General features: G+C 49.9%; 11 protein-coding genes. 1 reads left to right on the top strand and 10 read right to left on the bottom strand.

What is annotated here, in order from left to right; genetic code table 11:
* Positions 1 to 40: 40 nt before the first annotated feature.
* The gene (locus GV030_RS15890) at positions 41 to 892 is read left to right on the top strand and encodes a toxin-antitoxin system YwqK family antitoxin (protein WP_159584110.1); all 852 of its coding nucleotides are present in this window, start codon (positions 41 to 43) and stop codon (positions 890 to 892) included.
* Here GV030_RS15890 and GV030_RS15895 read toward each other — a convergent pair.
* The 10 genes from GV030_RS15895 to GV030_RS15940 all read right to left on the bottom strand — a co-directional run bounded on the left by GV030_RS15895 (position 889) and on the right by GV030_RS15940 (position 16,900).
* Positions 889 to 1,935 carry a 1-acyl-sn-glycerol-3-phosphate acyltransferase gene (locus tag GV030_RS15895; protein ID WP_159584112.1) on the bottom strand — a complete coding sequence of 349 codons (1,047 nt, stop codon included), beginning with the start codon at positions 1,933 to 1,935 and terminating at the stop codon, positions 889 to 891. The two genes, GV030_RS15890 and GV030_RS15895, sit on opposite strands and share 4 nt — an antisense overlap.
* Positions 1,932 to 2,840, bottom strand: a complete 909-nt coding sequence (locus GV030_RS15900) for a bile acid:sodium symporter family protein (protein WP_159584114.1) — start codon at positions 2,838 to 2,840, stop codon at positions 1,932 to 1,934. Before GV030_RS15900 ends, GV030_RS15895 begins: the two co-directional genes overlap by 4 nt.
* A 39-nt stretch (positions 2,841 to 2,879) precedes the next feature.
* Positions 2,880 to 4,244, bottom strand: coding sequence for an aldehyde dehydrogenase family protein (locus tag GV030_RS15905; RefSeq protein WP_159584116.1), 1,365 nt, complete (start codon positions 4,242 to 4,244; stop codon positions 2,880 to 2,882).
* Between the two features lie 4 nt (positions 4,245 to 4,248).
* A complete protein-coding gene (locus GV030_RS15910; protein WP_159584118.1) occupies positions 4,249 to 5,007 on the bottom strand; it encodes a gamma-glutamyl-gamma-aminobutyrate hydrolase family protein in 759 nt (252 codons plus the stop codon).
* A 2-nt stretch (positions 5,008 to 5,009) separates the two neighbouring features.
* A complete protein-coding gene (locus tag GV030_RS15915; protein WP_159584120.1) occupies positions 5,010 to 6,152 on the bottom strand; it encodes an iron-containing alcohol dehydrogenase in 1,143 nt (380 codons plus the stop codon).
* Between the two features lie 45 nt (positions 6,153 to 6,197).
* Positions 6,198 to 7,520 carry an ethanolamine permease gene (eat, locus tag GV030_RS15920; protein WP_159584122.1) on the bottom strand — a complete coding sequence of 441 codons (1,323 nt, stop codon included), beginning with the start codon at positions 7,518 to 7,520 and terminating at the stop codon, positions 6,198 to 6,200.
* Between the two features lie 77 nt (positions 7,521 to 7,597).
* The gene (locus tag GV030_RS15925; protein ID WP_159584124.1) at positions 7,598 to 8,479 is read right to left on the bottom strand and encodes a transglutaminase family protein; all 882 of its coding nucleotides are present in this window, start codon (positions 8,477 to 8,479) and stop codon (positions 7,598 to 7,600) included.
* Positions 8,476 to 11,022 carry a circularly permuted type 2 ATP-grasp protein gene (locus GV030_RS15930; protein WP_159584126.1) on the bottom strand — a complete coding sequence of 849 codons (2,547 nt, stop codon included), beginning with the start codon at positions 11,020 to 11,022 and terminating at the stop codon, positions 8,476 to 8,478. The genes GV030_RS15925 and GV030_RS15930 overlap by 4 nt, the downstream gene beginning before the upstream one ends.
* A gap of 35 nt (positions 11,023 to 11,057) precedes the next feature.
* Positions 11,058 to 14,402, bottom strand: a complete 3,345-nt coding sequence (locus GV030_RS15935; protein ID WP_159584128.1) for a DUF2126 domain-containing protein — start codon at positions 14,400 to 14,402, stop codon at positions 11,058 to 11,060.
* Positions 14,403 to 14,536: 134 nt separating this feature from the next.
* Positions 14,537 to 16,900, bottom strand: coding sequence for an ABC transporter permease (locus tag GV030_RS15940; protein WP_159584130.1), 2,364 nt, complete (start codon positions 16,898 to 16,900; stop codon positions 14,537 to 14,539).
* Positions 16,901 to 16,924: the final 24 nt, after the last annotated feature.

Consider the following 16,924-nt stretch of genomic DNA (forward strand, 5'->3'; position numbering starts at 1 on the left):
GGTAGGTTTGATCGTTGAAGTGAGCAAGAAGTATCCCGAAATGAAGAAAATATTATCGCTACTTGTATTCTTTTTTGTGGCCTTTGCCTTGATGGGGCAAGATGGCGAGTCCATCGATGAGCTTTTCAAGGTGAATTACGAAACTCCTCTGACTCTGGATATGAAAGCCGATCTGGAGAAAGACCCTCTGGATAAGGCGGAGACCAAGAAGAAGGAAAAGAAGAAAAACCCTAAAATCTACTATAAGATCAAAGCCAAGCGTGGTTTTGCCAAGCAGGGCTTTGGCGACCGAACCGTGGTGGAGCTTTTTTACTACCTCAAAGACAAAGACTATGAGGGTCCTGATCCATATGCCCGGGACTTCTACTGGTATGATTTTAAGAAAAAGAAGATCGTGAACTCCCTACGTGTGAAACGTGAGAATGCAGGGGTGCTGCACGGCCATTACGAAAAGAAGATGGGTGATCAGGTGATTGAGGAGGGCTACTTCTATAAGGGAATGAAGCACGGCCGATGGGTCAGGTACAACCGACACGATATCCTGCAAGAAAAGGAAATTTACTGGAAGGGGTGGCCGAAAGAGTCACTTTTGGCCTACTATGACTTTGATCGCACGCAGCTCAAGGAAATGATTCCGGTGCATTTTGGCGAAAGACAAGGGGAGTACTACGCTTACCATCCGAACGGGAAGCTTGCTGTGGTGGGTCATTATCAGTTTGACCATCGGGTAGGTGTCTGGCGCGAATATTATGACAATGAGCGCGTGAAAAGAGAAGTGACTTACCCGTTGGAGGCCTTTGATAAGAAAGCCAAACCCGTCATCACCAAAGAGTGGGACAGGGAGGGGCATATCATCTATGACCGCAAAAAGTACGAGGCGAGGGTCAACTAGAATTTGATGAGCGACTGACGCGCCATAGCCACCATAATGGCCGTAAAGGCAAACAGAAGTCCTGCCTCCCAGCCAATCCAGATAACACCAGCGGCAAAGAGAAACGACCACCATAAGATGTGGAGGAATGACCCTACCATGTACTTGATGGAGACGTAAAACACGTGATCTTTGATGCCACGGATGATTTTGCTGAGGCCCAGCATTGGAGGCAGGTTGAATATGGATAATATCCAGATAAGCGCCTTTCGCACAGGCCCTTTTTTCATTGGCTCACGTGCTTCAAAGTGATCCCCCTCGGCCATGGTCTTGAGCTCATCAAATGACAGATGCTCATGTTTGGGCTGGAAAATCCAGTCTCTTTTCTGGGTATAGTCTGTTCCATCTTCAGCCAGAATCAGGGTCTTTTTCATCGCCTCGGCCAGGTCTTGCTTCAGCTGATTATATCCCTTTTGTTTATGCTCGTGGTACTGCGCCATGTAGTCCTCCAGCTCGATGGGCTCACCAAACTTGATCAGTACTTTCGCCAATGGACGGTAATGCGAAAAATAGTTGATGCCCGTGGGGATGATGTATATTTTGGTATTGGGATCCACCTGCGCCCGTGCATCCAGCGCCAGTCGTGCAGTTCCTTTGGAGAGAGGTCTCAGATAATATTCTATTCCGTGATTTCCTTCCGGGAAAATGAGGATCGCACGTTTCTCAGAGAGCATCCTGAAGCAGGTGTCAAATACTGCATCGTTTTGAGAAAGACTGGCAATTCCATCCCTAATGCGATAGATCGGCATCATGTTCAGCGCCTTCAAAAAGGGCATGGACCATTTGTTAAACACATCAGATCGGGTGAGAAAAGAGACTGGCACTCTGTTGAATGTACCCACCAGCACCGCATCCATGAAGGCACCCTGATGGTTGGGGGTGAATATTAGCGCTGCATCCCTGGGGATGTTTTTAGCGCCATAGATTTTTACCCCGCCAAAGAATAATTTTAACCCAATCCAACTCGCAACCTTTACTAAATAATAAAACCAGTGTGCTCTCATTTTAATGCTACTGCTACCCTATAGTTCCACCAATAAGCCAGGGACAAGCCTGACAGTATGTGCCAGATGCCCCACCAGGCGGCGACAATGGCCATGCCACCCAGGCCTTGAAAAAACGCAAATATAAGGAGTAATCCGAGTCCTGAATTTTGAATGCCGGTTTCTATGGCCAGAGAGCGTCTGTCGGCCTCTGGCAGCCCGAAAATTCTCCCCAACTGATATCCGGAAATGAGGGCGATGGCATTGTGAAGAAAGACCAAAAAGACCACCAGATAAATGTAATTGAGGAAGATGTCCAGGTTGGCAGAAAAAGCCAGGATGACGATCGCTGCGAAAATAACGATGGACCCAAAGTGCATATAAGGGTGAAGTTTTTCAGCTGTTTTAGGGTACTTGTGTCTGAAGCTCATGCCCAGCACGATTGGAATTCCCAAAATGGTAACAATGGTTTTGAAGACATCCCAAAAGTCGAGGCTCACCTCAGTGAGTAGCGCGGCAGTGGGTGCATACATACTGGCCCAAAAAGACAGGTTGATGGGGGTCATGAAGATGGCTAAAATGCTGGAAATGGCCGTAAGGCTGACTGAAAGGGCGATATTTCCACGAGCCAGGGCAGAGAAGAAGTTGGAGATGTTGCCGCCAGGGCAGGCCGCCACCATCATCATTCCCAGGGCGAAAGTGGGGTGCGGCTCCAGAATCCATACCAGCACAAACGTGAGAAAAGGCAGGATGATGAACTGTGAAAGCACTCCGGCCAGGGTGCCCAGCGGCTGTGCCAGCACCATTTTAAAATCAGCAGGAGTTAGTTTGAGCGCCACACCAAACATGATAAACCCTAAACTGAGGTTGAGGATAAAAATGTTTTGGTCTGAGAAGTTGATGGTGATATTGTCTATTGATTCCATATTTCAGCCTCGAAAGATAATGGTTTTGGTGAAAATGGTCTACCCCCGCCAATGATACGCTTTGGGCTGGGTGAAAGCGCGAATGCCCATATACGAAAGGGTGGCCCCAAGCCCTGAGTTTTTTCTTCCCGACCAGGGTAAATTGGGGCTCACACGGTCGCAGCAGTTCCAGTATACGGTGCCAACATTCATTTGATCCAATACTTTGCGGGCTCTGGCCTCATCTTCGGAAAACACCGCTGCAGTCAGGCCATACGGGGTGTCTCGCATCAGATCGGTAGCTTCTTCATCGGAGCTTACTTTCTGGATTCCGATGATCGGCCCGAAAGATTCCTCCCGCATGAGTTCCATGGTGTGATTTACACCGGTAAGTACAGCCGGGCTCATAAAATATCCTTTTCTGCTGAGGGACTCTCCTCCCAGCACCAGTTGGGCACCTTTGGCAACAGCATCTTTAATTTGGTCTGAGAGGACCGCTATTTGCTGTGGCCTGGTCAGTGGCCCGGTGAAGGTGTCCTCCTCCATGGGATCACCCAGTTTGTAGGATTTTACCTCTTCCGTGAAGTGCTGCACAAACTCCTCATAAATGTCTTCCTGCACATAGATGCGCTCTACGGCGCAGCAGCTCTGACCATTGTTGTAGAAAGCACCTTCTGCCGCATTGATAGCCGCCTGCCGAACATCCACCACATCATCCATCACATAAAGGGGATCTTTGCCACCCAGCTCCAGCTGGACTGGCACCAGCTTGTGTGCGACAGTTTGGGTGATGTGTACTCCGGTCTTGTATGAGCCCGTGAAAAAATACCCATCCAGATCGGCTTCCAGCAAGTACTGGCCCACAGCACCTGAGCCAATGACTACTTCAAACACATTGGCGGGGACTCCGGCTTCATGTAAGAGGGCTTTAAATTTTAATCCTGTCAGGGATGCAAACTCCGAAGGCTTATAGAGCACGGCATTGCCAGCCACCAGGGCATATAGGAATACATTGTAGCCTACATTGTAAGGAAAATTCCAGGCAGAAATGTTGGCAATGACTCCCAGTGGCTCATGGGTGATGAACTCCACTGTAGCATCCTTTGGCGTGATCATTTCACTTTCCAGCCATTTTTCGGCATTGGTCTTCAGGTGCTGGATTCGGCCCAGTGAGCCATTGATCTCATTGATGGATTGTGAGATGGGCTTGCCCGTTTCGCTGGTCAGAATCCGGGCCAGTTCGGGTTTGTTTTCCATGACCAGTTCACCAAATCGCTCAATGATGGCCAGCCGCTCTTCCACACTATGATTTTGCCAGTCCTTTTGACCAGCCCTGAGTGCCTTGAGTTTTGCAGCGACCGTAGCGGCCGTGTCTGGTGTCAGCACGGAGATGACTTCTTCCGTTGCAGGATTGATGACGTTCATAGGGTTAGCTTTTCAGCGATTTTACATGTTCCAGAAAATAGAGATAAAGTTTGTCGGCATTGATGACCTGACTACCCAGGGTATGAGAAAACTCAGGATGCCACTGCACCCCCATTACCCAGCCGTCTGGGGCTTTGGTATAGCCAATGGCCTCAATCACCCCATCTTCAGGGCTTTCGGCCAGGACCTCCAGATTTTTGCCCAGGTTCTTGATGGATTGGTGGTGTACACTGTTCACCCGGGTGCTTTGGGCGTTTTTGTAGATTTTCGATAGGATCTTTTTTTCCGTAAAGGAAATTTCATGGGAGACGGTATCGTACTGTTCGGCATCACGGTGTACCAATACTTCTGGTCGCTGGGTTTTGGTGTCCTGATAGAGCGTGCCACCGAAATATACATTCATGAGCTGCATCCCACGGCAGATCCCCAGGATGGGTTTATCACTCTCCATAGCCAAATTCATGAGTTTGAGTTCATACTTGTCTCTTACGGGATCACCCTTCCAACGACCATTTTCTATCGGCTTTTCACCGTAAGACTCTGGTGCCAGATCAGTGCCGCCCTGGAAAATGAAGCCATCCATTTCCTCTACGAGTGGAAGGAGAAGTTTATCTTCCACATCGGGAATGAGTACAGGGATCACTCCTTCTTTGGTAAGGTACCTGGCCATGTCATTTTCAAGATAACTCAGGGTCTTTGGTCCAAAAACCGAACGTTGGGGGTCGGGATAGAGAAAGCAGGCAGAAATGCCGATTTTTAACATGCTCAAAGTGCATTTTGATACAAGGTATGAAAGTCATCCCAGCTCACAGGCTTGGGATTGTTGGGATGAGCAAAGTCTGCCACCGCCATGTTCGAAAGTTCTTCGATATGTTCTGGCCGTACGCCGATTTCACTCAGCTTGGTTGGCAGTTCCAGCCGCTGATTGAGCTCAAAGAGGAAATCTACCACGCGCGCTCCGTCTGCGTCCACCACACCCAGAAACTCCGCCATTTTATCAAATCGGGACTCCAAACCAGCATAGTTAAATTCCATGCCATAGGGCAGATTCACGGCGTTGGCCAGTCCATGGTGAGTGTCCAGCAGACTGGAAAGCGGATGTGCCAGGCTATGCACCACACCCAGGCCTTTCTGGAAAGCTACGGCACCCATGAGGGATCCCAGGAGCATATTTGAGCGGGCTTCCAGGTCGGGGTGGTGTGTAGCTTTTTCTATGGATTTGGCTATGAGGGCCATGCCCTCCAGGGCGATTCCATCGCACATGGGGTGGTAGTTTTTGGCCAGGTAAGCCTCCATGTTATGCGTGAGAGCATCCATACCCGTAGCGGCTGTGACAAAGGGGGGCAACTCCATGGTGAGCATGGGATCGGCAAACACCTGTCGGGCCATCAGTTTAGGAGCAAAGAGGATTCTTTTTTTCTTGGAAATATCCTCCGAAATAATGGCACTGCGCCCCACTTCACTTCCGGTACCGGCCGTGGTGGGAACCGTCACAAAATAAGGCACTTCTTCGGTTACATACTGGTCGCCACCTATCAGGTCATCATAGTCAAAGAGGGGCCGATGATGATGAATGCGGAGCACAATGGCCCGGGCTACATCCAATGCTACACCCCCGCCGATGCCCACAATACAATCACATCCGGAGCGGTGATAATGATCTCCACCTTTGAGCACATCTGATTCGATCGGATTTTTGTGCATTTCTGTATGCACCTCAGGGGTCATGTTTTTTGACCTCAACCCATTCAGGATATCCTGAAAAAACTCCAGCTCAGATACCACTGGGTCCGTCACCAGAAGTGGATGACTAAGCCCCTGAGCCAGCAGGTGATCGGGTAGTTCATCGATTACCCCGGCCCCAAACCGGATGGGCGTAGGAAAGTTAAAGTTCAGCCTGTTTTGCATAAAGGAAACTCCGTGATGTGATGGAACGAAATGACATAGATCAAATTAATTCTTTTTCTCTGTAAAGAGAAACCATAAGTAAGCGGCCAACATAATCAGCCCGTAAATCAATGCCAGCTTCAGGTTATAAATGGTCATAGCCACCAGCGCCAGACTGGCTATGATGAGGGCACAGGCTGGGAAAAAGGGGTAAAGTGGCACCTTAAACGGACGAGCAAGGTCGGGCTCATTTTTGCGCAGCGCAAAAAATGAGAACATGGATACTATATACAAAGTCAAAGCCCCAAAGCAGGCAATGGTGATGATTTCGCCTGTTTTTCCGGTTAGAAGGGCCACAATCCCTATGAGCATATTTACCACCAGGGCATTGGCCGGAGTGAGGGTTTTAGGATGCACTTTGCCCAGCGATTTGGGGATATAGCCTACCCGGCCAAACTCGAACGTGGAACGCCCTGCCGCCAGGATGATCCCGTGAAAGGAAGCTACCAGACCAAACAGGCCTACGGTGATCAGCAGGTGATACAGCAGGTGGCTGTCGCCGACTATTTTGGCCAGAGCCAAAGGCAAAGGAGAGTCGGAAGCTTCAGTGCTCCCTGGAGGGTAGACAATAGATTCCCAGCCATCCACACCGACTGCCGACACGAAGGTGAGCAGACACAGCACCACCAGTGTGAAAATGGCAGAGCCAAAGCCAATCAAAATACTTCGTTGTGGGTTTTTGGCTTCTTCAGCAACATTGGCCACTCCCTCTATGGCCAGGAAAAACCAGATGGCAAATGGGATGGCTGCGAACGCCCCCTGAAACCCATTGGGTAGGGCATTGAGGGTGAGGTTTTCAACTTTCATGTGAGGCAGGCAAACCCCTGCAAAGATCAACAGCTCCAGCACGGCAAGGACGGTGATGACCAGCTCGAAGATGGCGGCAGCCCTCACACCGAGGATATTCAGGCCGGTAAACAGCAGGTAAGCCAGAATGGCAATGTAGAGCGTATCGACCTGCGGGAAGAAAATATTGAAGTAGGCACCAATGGCTGCGGCTATGGCTGGAGGTGCAAAGATGAACTCTACATTCTGAGCCATACCGGCCAGAAATCCCAGTTTCTTACCCAGGGCTCTGTCCGCATAATCAAAAGCTCCTCCGGCTTTGGGAATGGCACAAGCAAGCTCCGTGTAGCTAAAGGTGAAGGTGAGGTACATGATGATAATGAAGAACGTGGCGATAGCCAGCCCCAGCGTGCCCCCCTCAGCCAGGCCAAGGTTCCAGCCAAAGTACATGCCGGAGATCACATAGCCTACGCCCAGTCCCCAGAGCATCAGCGGACCTAATGTTTTCTTAAGCTGGGGAGTCTGAGGATTTTGGTCTGCCATAGCCTGAAATTTATTCTAAAATAGTCAGAGACGGTCAGGTTTGGCGGGTGGATTAGACAGAATTATTGAATAAGATCCTACACATTATCCAGATTGCGTACATCCACGCTGACCTTCATGGTTTGTTTACCCACACTGTAGACAATCCCTTTGAGGGGCGTAATGTCTGCAAAGTCTCTGCCTACGGCCACCCGCACGTGCTTGTCATCCACCAGCAGGTTGTTGGTGGCATCAAACTCCACCCATTCCAACTCTGGAATGTAGAGGGCTACCCAGGCATGAGATGCATCTGCACCTACCAGTTTAGGCTTGCCTGGAGGAGGCAATGTTTCTATATAGCCACTCACATACCTGGCGGCCAGATTGATGGAGCGCAGGCAGGCCAGGGCAAAGTGAGCAAAGTCCTGACAAACCCCTTTTTTAGTTTCAAAAACCTTTTCAAGGGGAGTACTGATGTCTGTAAAGCCAGGAGTGAAACTAAAATCATGAAAGATCCTGGAGTTGAGTTCCATCATGGCCTCCATGATGGGTCGGCCGGGGGTGAAGGACTGAAGGGTATAGGCTTTAATCCCTTCTACGAAATGCACATGCTTGGACTCCAGATAAAACTGGCGAATGTCATTCAGGGCATCCGTGGTTCGGAGCCATTTCACCACTTCTTCCCACGGGCTGGTGCTCGCCGGGTCCACTCCCATCCATTTTGGTGATTTCAGAGTTACTCTGGTTCTGGAGGTTACCGTAAGTTTTTTGTGCGCCCTTTCTATGGAAAAATAGAGGTACTGATTGTCAAAAAAATCCTTTCGCTCGCCCAGAAAGCTGGGTTCCGGATCTATCTCATAACTGCTTTCCTCTACGGTCTGGCACTCTGAGTCTTTTGGCAGCTGCACCATGATGTTGTGACACAGAGAGGCAGTGTTTTGATAAATGTAGTCGGTAATGTGGGTGACCTGATATCTCATATTTCCGGGAGGAGAGAGGTTTGAATCATGTGGTAGCGATTGCTGGTATGGCTGAAATACTTTTGGTAGATCAGGTCTGAAGTGTCGCTCAGTAGCGCGGTGATTTCATCCAGAAAGGTTTTCAAATGAGTGTAATTCCCTTTCTTTCCATCGGCAGTGGCCAGTAGGTCTATGTCGCACAGGCGAATTTTGGTCACAGCCTCCAGCAGTTTTTTCCGTGCTGGGCTGAGAAACTCCTCCACCTCCTGATCCTGCGGAGGCATACTACTTAGGTGTTTTTCTATCCGCATGATCTGGTAGATGACAGATCGGGGATTCTCCTCGTGCAAAATGAGCAGACTGAGCACACCTTTCATTTCCATCACAGATCGATAGCGATACCGATAGGTGACCAGACTTTCGCTACAGCGGAGGGTATCCTCCATCAGGGATTTGTCGGTCTCTGATCCAAAGCGCTTGCCAAGCATCGACCCCAGGACCGTACAATTGTTGATGGCGGACTCTATGAATCGTCCCACATTCAGTAAATGCCACGTAGGTTCCCTGGTCATGTTGTCAATGTTGAGCCCGTAGAATGCCATGAGCTTTATGACCATACTATCCAGCCCGTCATATATCTGAGTAAGATCGGAGCCCATTTTTTTCATTCGGGAAAGCTCCTCAGAAATGCTGTCGAGGATTCTCCAGGTATCCAGACTCAGCCGGTCACGCACGGCATAGCCATTAGATAGAAAAGCATTGAGTGAGTAGGCCAGACTTCCTACACGACTGGAGTCGAGGACCAGCGAAATCAGTTCTTCTTCGGGATGTCTGAGGATTTTTTTGTCTTTAAATCCCGGCTGTGTACCGGTAAGTTTGGTCAGGGTTCTTAGCAGGGTGGATACTACAGGGTTTTCTTTAATATGAATGTCTTCATCTACCTCATTGTAGGTCATGAGCACCATCCTCATCAGACGCACCGTGTATACGGAGCGCTCCATGTATCTCCCGATCCAGAAAAGGTGTTCACCAGTTCGGCTGGGAAGCACGCTTTTGAGTTCGGGCCGAAGACCAGCCTCTGTTACAGGTGTGACTTTGGATTCCTCCCGCTTGCCGAGTACCCAGGTGTCTTTGCTGATGCCCCCCTGCTGGTTGGATACAATAAAGGCTCCTTTTTGCGCAGAGCTACGAGAAAGGCCACCCGGCATCACCGAGTACGTGCTGCTTTGAGTATCCGCCACAATGTAGCTTCTGAACACCGCGTTTCTCGCCTCCATCTTCTGATTGATCCAGGACGGAGTAGTGGAGAAGTTGACCAACTCCTGCCCCACGTAGAGGTAGGGGCTCCTGTCTATTTGTGCTCTTAGCTGGTTTAGTTCCTCTTTGGAAAGGGAGCCTCCGTATATCGACCGGTTATCTGCACTCCGATAAATCTTGCGGATAATCAGCGTCTCCAGGTGATCGAGCACATATTTTTTCTCTTTGTCCTGCCCACACCACCACGTGGCCACAGAGGGGAGGATGAGTTCTTCACCCAGGATATGTCGGGAAAGCCTTGGCAAAAAGGCCATCAAACCAGGATTTTCAAGTATTCTACAACCCAGGGGATTGATCACGATCACCTTTTTTTGGCGCACGGCCTCCATGAGTCCCACTACGCCCAGGTGTGAATTGCTTCGAAACTCAAGGGGATCACAAAACACATCATCTACCCGCCGGATGATCACGTCTACTTTTTCTAATCCTTTGATGGTTTTTAGCCATACGTACCCATCACTCACGGTGAGGTCTTCACCCAGGGCCAGTGTGAAGCCCATGAAAGAAGAAAGGTAGGCGTGCTCAAAATAAGTTTCGTTGGTTGGCCCGGGGGAGAGGAGCACAATTCGCGGGTTCTCTTTGTTTCGGGATGAAAGATTGACCAGTGTATTTTTGAGGGTCTGATAGTAGGTAGAAATCTTCCTGACCTCATTTTCTCTGATCAGATCCGGGAAAACACGTGTCATGGCTGCCCGGTTTTCAAAGGTATAGCCTGCACCTGACGGGGCATCTGTTCGGTCGTGTAGTACCCACATTTTACCATCTGGTCCGCGAGCCAGGTCCGCTGCGTACTGGATCAGCTGCTGTTCGCCGTCCAGCTTGATTTTATCGACCTGCCGCAAAAATCCCTGATGATTGTAGATCAGCTCGAAGGGAATGAACCCGTCTTTGATGAGGCTTCGGCTCCCGTAGATATCCGAAAGGATATGATTGAGGAGCTCGGCGCGCTGAATAAGCCCTTTTTCTATCACAGCCCAGTCCTGTCCACTGAAAATCATCGGAACCGGATCGAGCGTCCAGGGCCTGTTCATCCCTTCCGGATCGCCATAGATGTTATAGGTCACACCATTTTCACGGAGCTGCCTGCTCACCTCATCATGATACTGACCGAGCTTTTCAGGGCCGAGCCGGTCATAGTACATGGCCAGTTTTTGCCACTGTGAGGAGACTTTATTTTCAGATGTAGCCAGCTCGTCCAGAAACGGCTCATTGTTGAACATTCGATCAACAAGATATGATTCGATCATACCAGTAAAATTATCCTTTTCCTGAATATAAAAGACTACTTCACGCTTTTGTATCTTCTGAGGTCCATGGTGTGTGGAAACTCCGGGTTCACTACCTCACCGGTTGCTTCATAGTTGGTGAGGATATTCACTTTGGTGATAAATCTGCCTACCGAAGTGGGTTGCTCCACTGTGGGCTCCACCAGGTTGATAGAATGTCCAAAGTCAAAAAATCTGGAGATCCTTCGTGACTCTGCCTCAAAGCTATTGACCGGGAAGGTGTTGTAATTTCTACCTCCTGGATGGGCCACATGGTATTTGCAGGCGGCCACAGATTTTTTTGTCCAGGTGTCGTATAGGTCTATGACCAGCGGAGTATCCACACCCAGGGTGGGGTGGAGCGCAGATGGTGGCTGCCATGCCCGATAGCGAATACCCGACACATACTCTCCCTGCACGCCAGTGTTTTTCAGTGGAATCCTCAGGCCATTGCACATGAGCTGGTAGCGCGAGTCTGTCATCCCCGAAATTTTCACTTGCAGTCGCTCCAGAGAGCTGTCCACAAAGCGGGCTGTACCTGAGCTGGACATTTCCTCACCCAGTACATGCCAGGGCTCTATCGCCATTTTCAGTTCGATATGGATGTCATCTACCTGTAGCTCCCCAACAAATGGAAAGCGGAAACTGAAAAACGGATCGAACCATGAAATGTCAAAGTCATACCCGGCATTGCGCAGGTCATTGACCACCTCGGTCATGTCTTTATAGCAATAGTGAGGCAGCAAAAACCGGTCGTGGAGCTGCGTGCCCCACCTGACCAGCTTGTGGTCATATGGGTTTTTCCAAAACCAACTAAGCAGGGCTCTGATCAGCAGAAACTGCACCATCCCCATGCGGTAGTGTGGTGGCATATCGAAGCCCCGAAACTCCAAAATTCCCAAACGCCCCGTGCTGGAGTCTGGCGAGTAAAGTTTGTCTATACAGAACTCCGCCCGATGGGTATTGCCTGTGATGTCCACCAGCAGGTTTCTGAAAATGCGATCTACGAGCCAATATGGCACATCGTCTTCTTTGTGGTTGGGTACTTGCTGAAAAGCCAACTCTAGTTCATAGAGGATATCATCCCGGCCTTCATCCACACGTGGGGCCTGACTGGTGGGCCCAATAAATTGCGTGGAGAACAGATAGGAAAGTGCCGGATGGTGCTGCCAGTAGGTGATAAAACTCTTCAACACATCGGGCCTGCGAAGGATTGGACTTTCTGCGGGCTTGCTGCCCCCAATGGTTACATGATTTCCGCCACCAGTGCCGGTGTGCCTGCCATCCAGGTTAAATTTTTCAGTAGTCAGGCGCGACTCGCGGGCTTTGTCATAAAGGATTTCGTAGTTGCTGAGGAGCTCTCGCCATGTTTTGGCCGGATGGATATTCACCTCTATCACCCCCGGATCGGGTGTGATCATGAGCTTTTGCACCCGGTTGTCGGCAGGCGGGTCATACCCTTCTATCAAAACCGGAATTTGCAGCTTTTCGGCTGTTCGCTCTACAGCCCCTACCAGGTCCAGGTAGTGCTCAAAATGAGTGACCGGCGGGAAAAAGACAAAGAGTTTGCCGTCCCGAATTTCAGTAAGCAATGAGGTTTTAAAGATTTTGTCGGAGTTGTTGAACGGCCTGCTGTCGGGTTCGAAAGAAGCAGCTTCACCCGATAAGGGCAAGGCGTCGGTTTCTTCAAAAAGGTCTCGCTCCGGACGGATTTCCTCGTCTTCCGGGTCGGTATATTGGATAGAGTCCAGTGGTAGCCGGAGCCCGATGGGTGAGTTTCCAGGTACAAGGAATAGGTTCTTTTTGCGAAAGCTCCACTTGCAGCTCTGCCAGGATGTGTGCTCCAAATCCCATGACAAAGGCACGGCATAGCCCACAGGTTTGTCCAGTCCATCTTGTAGCAGCTGGGCCAGTTTTTGCCTTTCCAGTGGAGATTTCAGGTCTATTTTAAGGAGATCCACATTCACGGGCACTTTGCTTTCCTCCCAGATGAAATAGAAGGGGTCTTCATAGGCCGGAGTGATATTGGTCTTGTCAACATTCAGTTCGGAGGTGAGTGCTTCTATGAATTTAGCGGCATCTGTGTGTTTGAGGTCATAATCTTTGGAGATATCTGCCAGCAGGGCGTCATTGTGCCAGATGGGTTGGCCATCCAGGCGCCAGTAGCAGGCCAGTTTCCAGCGAGGCAGTGGCTCTCCGGGATACCATTTACCTTGTCCGTACTGCATCAACGCTCCCTTTCCATAGGATTCTTTCAGTTGGTGAAATAGCTGATTGGAGAGCTTTCTCTTGTGCTCACCATCTGCTTCGGAGTTCCATTCAGGGGCGTCGTTGTTATCTATGGACACAAAGGTGGGCTCGCCACCCATTGTCATTTTCACGTTGTTTGCATTCAGATCCGCATCTACCTGATCTCCTACTGCCATGATCTGGGCCCATTGCTCTTCGGAATAGGGCTTAGTCACCCTGGGTGTCTCTTCAATTCGTTTGACGGTATTCTCAAAGTAAAATTCTGTTTTGGCGGGTTCTGCAAATCCTGAAATGGGGGCTGCGCTTTGCGGCTCTGGTGTGCAGGCGAGGGGTATGTGACCTTCTCCGGCAAAGAGACCTGAAGTGGAGTCCAACCCTACCCACCCGGCACCTGGCAGGTACACTTCCGCCCAGGCATGCAGGTCGGTGAAGTCTTCTTCGGTGCCCGAAGGTCCGTCCAGGGCTTTTTGGTCAGCTTTGAGCTGGATGAGGTAGCCAGATACAAACCGGGAGGCCAGTCCGACATGCCGCAGGAGCTGCACAAGAACCCATGAAAAGTCACGGCAAGAACCGGAAGCCAGCTGGAGTGTTTCCTCACAGGATTGTACCCCGGGCTCCATGCGTATGTTATAGGAGAGCGCCTGATTGACCATCTGATTGAGGGCGACCAGATAATCCACGGTGTTCATCTCTTCCAGTTTTTTCTCTTTGGCGCGTGTCACCAGTTCCATCAGGAGGGGCCCATTTTCAGTGACCTCCAGGTAGGGAGAGAGTTGCCTTTTCAGGTATTCTTCATACTGAAAAGGAAATTTTTCCGCATACTCTTCAATGAAAAAGTCAAACGGATTGATCACCACCATGTCAGCAATCACCTCAACGTCTACTTCAAAGTGATCTACCTTTTCTGGAAAGACAATCCGCGCCAGGTAGTTGCCAAAGGGGTCCTGCTGCCAGTTGATGAAATGCCCCTCCGGCTTGATGTTGAGCGAATACCCCTTGATGAAAGTACGCGAATGCGGAGCAGGGCGAAGACGGATCACTTGCGGGCTCAGCTCGATGTGCTTGTCGTAGGTGTATTTGGTGTAATGCCTGACTGCTACTTTTATGGACATACCTGCTGATTTTTGCTATTTGAAGATTAACAAAAATAATCATTAATCATTCAAGATAAGTACAAATAATCAAGCTGATTATTGAAATTATCTTAACAGATGCCCAGAAAAAGTGTCTACTCTGTCAAAATAGATTATTCATACTTAAGTGCCTCCACCGGATTGGTATGGCTGGCCATGAAGGCATGATAGGCCACGGTGACGATGGCTACACTGATGGCAATGGCCGTAGCCACCAACGGAATGAAGAAGGTGACGTCTATCCGAAAAGCAAAATCTTCCAACCACATGTCCATGAGGTACCAGGCCACGGGTGATCCAATGAGCGCTGCCATTAGAACCAGTATGGTGAACTCGCGGGTGGTGATCTGAATGATGGACAACACCGATGCTCCCAGCACCTTTCGCACCCCTATTTCTTTGGTGCGCTGCTGGATGGTGAAAGCTGCCAGGCCAAACAGGCCAAGGCATGAAATGAAAATAGCCACCAGCGCGAAGGTGTTGAACAGGCTGGCCGTGCGGGCTTCATTGTCATAAAACTCCTTCCATTTGTCATCGACAAACTGGTATTCGAAAGGGTATGCCGGAGCGAATTCCTGATAGATTTCTTCCAATGCCTGAATGGCTGCAGCATTTTGCCCTTCATTGGCCCTCACCACGATGTGATTGTACCAGTCGGGATCGTGAAGCATGAGGAGCGGTCTGATTTTGCTCTTCGAAGAGCTGAAATTAAAATCCTTGAATACTCCAATGACCTTCCCTTTGCGGTCGCCCCAGAGGGTGACTGGCTGATCTACCACTTCTTCAGGCTTGAAACCCATGGCTACAGCAGAGGCTTCGTTGATCATGAAGTGGAGGGTGTCGGTGGTGAACTGTGGGTCGAAGCTTCTGCCCGCTGCCAGTGGGATCCGGAAGGTCTCAGTAAAGGTGTTATCAATGGAGAGGTTGGTAAAGAGAATTTTGGACTGTGGGTCTTTACCGGGCCAGTCAAAACCCCAGGTGGAACTATTGAAACCCAGCGGTGCCTGACTCATAGCCGCTACAGACTGGATGGCCGGATTTTGCGACAACTGCTGCTTGATGACCTGGAATTTGTCACGCATGTTTTGGTGCATTTCCACGTAGACCAAGCCTTGTTTGTCAAATCCTGTTTCCTGGTTTTGCACAAAGACCAACTGCTGATAGACCACTATGGTGCAGAAAATCATGATGATCGAAAGCACAAACTGGGTGGTGACCAATACTTTTCTAAACCGGGAAGCTCCTTTCCCACTTTTCATCTGACCCTTCAGCACGCTGGCCGGCTGGAAGCTGGCGATATAGAATGCGGGATAGCTCCCCGATAGTAGCCCGGTGACAAATACCAGGGTGGCGAGGAGGAGAAGGGCGCTTGGGTTGAGTACGAAGGGGATGGCTTTTTCTGTGAGGGTGTTAAAGGCCGGTAGCAGTAGCAACACCAGCAGCAGGGCGATGACACCACCTAAAAATGCAAAGATCACCGACTCACTCAGAAACTGAGCGATCAGGTTGCCTCTGTAGGCGCCGACTACTTTTCTCAAGCCCACCTCCTTGGCACGCTTGACGGCCTGTGCGGTGGCCAGGTTCATGAAGTTGATGCAGGCGATCAGGAGAATAAAGAAAGCCACGATGGTAAAAATGCGCACATAGCGAATACGGCCTCCGTCTGCCACTCCATTGTCCCAGCTGGAGTAGAGGTGTACCCTTTCGAGTGGATGAAGAAAGAGTACAATGGCATTGTCTTCATTCTTTTCATCCAGCAGGTGGGCGATTTTGCCCTCAAAGTCACTTGATTCAATGTTTTCTTGCAGCTGTATGAAGCAGCGAACGTTGTTGTTGCCCCAGCGGTCCAGCCAGGTGAGGTTATCCTCCCAGAAGTAGTCAAAATTGATCAGGTAATCAAAATCACCATTGGTGGTATTGGCTGGCCAGCTTTTCACCACGCCTGTCACGGTGAAGTTGGTCTCATTGTTCATTTTGATCACCTTGCCCACGGCGCTTTCGTTGCCAAAGTACTTCTGCGCCAGCTTCTCTGTGAGCACCATGGAGGTTTTGTCGGTGAAGGGTGATTGTGGGTTTCCTTCCAAAAACTCGAAGGTGAAGATGTGGAAGAAGTCGGCATCTACGAATCGGCCCTGCTCGTAAAATGACTGCTCTTGATAAGTGAAAAGATTCTCAGACTCCCAGGTGAGCCTGCTGGAATACTTCACCTCAGGGTACGTTTCTTTGAGGTAGGGTCCCAGTGGCCCGGGGGTAGAAAAGGTGGTGCCTATGCGGTCTGCATAATGCTGGTTTTCCATCACCTGATAAATACTTTTGACATTTTGGTGGTGGCTGTCGTAGTTCATTTCGTCTTGCACCCATAGAAGGATGAGCATGGCGCAGGCCAGTCCAATGGCCAGTCCGAGGATATTCAGCAGACTGTAAACTTTGTTTCGTTGGATGCTTCTGAGGGCTACTTTCAGGAAATTCCGTATCATGTGTAGTCAGGGTTTTGTTGGACA

This window comes from Marinoscillum sp. 108, assembly GCF_902506655.1.
Lineage (GTDB): Bacteria > Bacteroidota > Bacteroidia > Cytophagales > Cyclobacteriaceae > Marinoscillum > Marinoscillum luteum.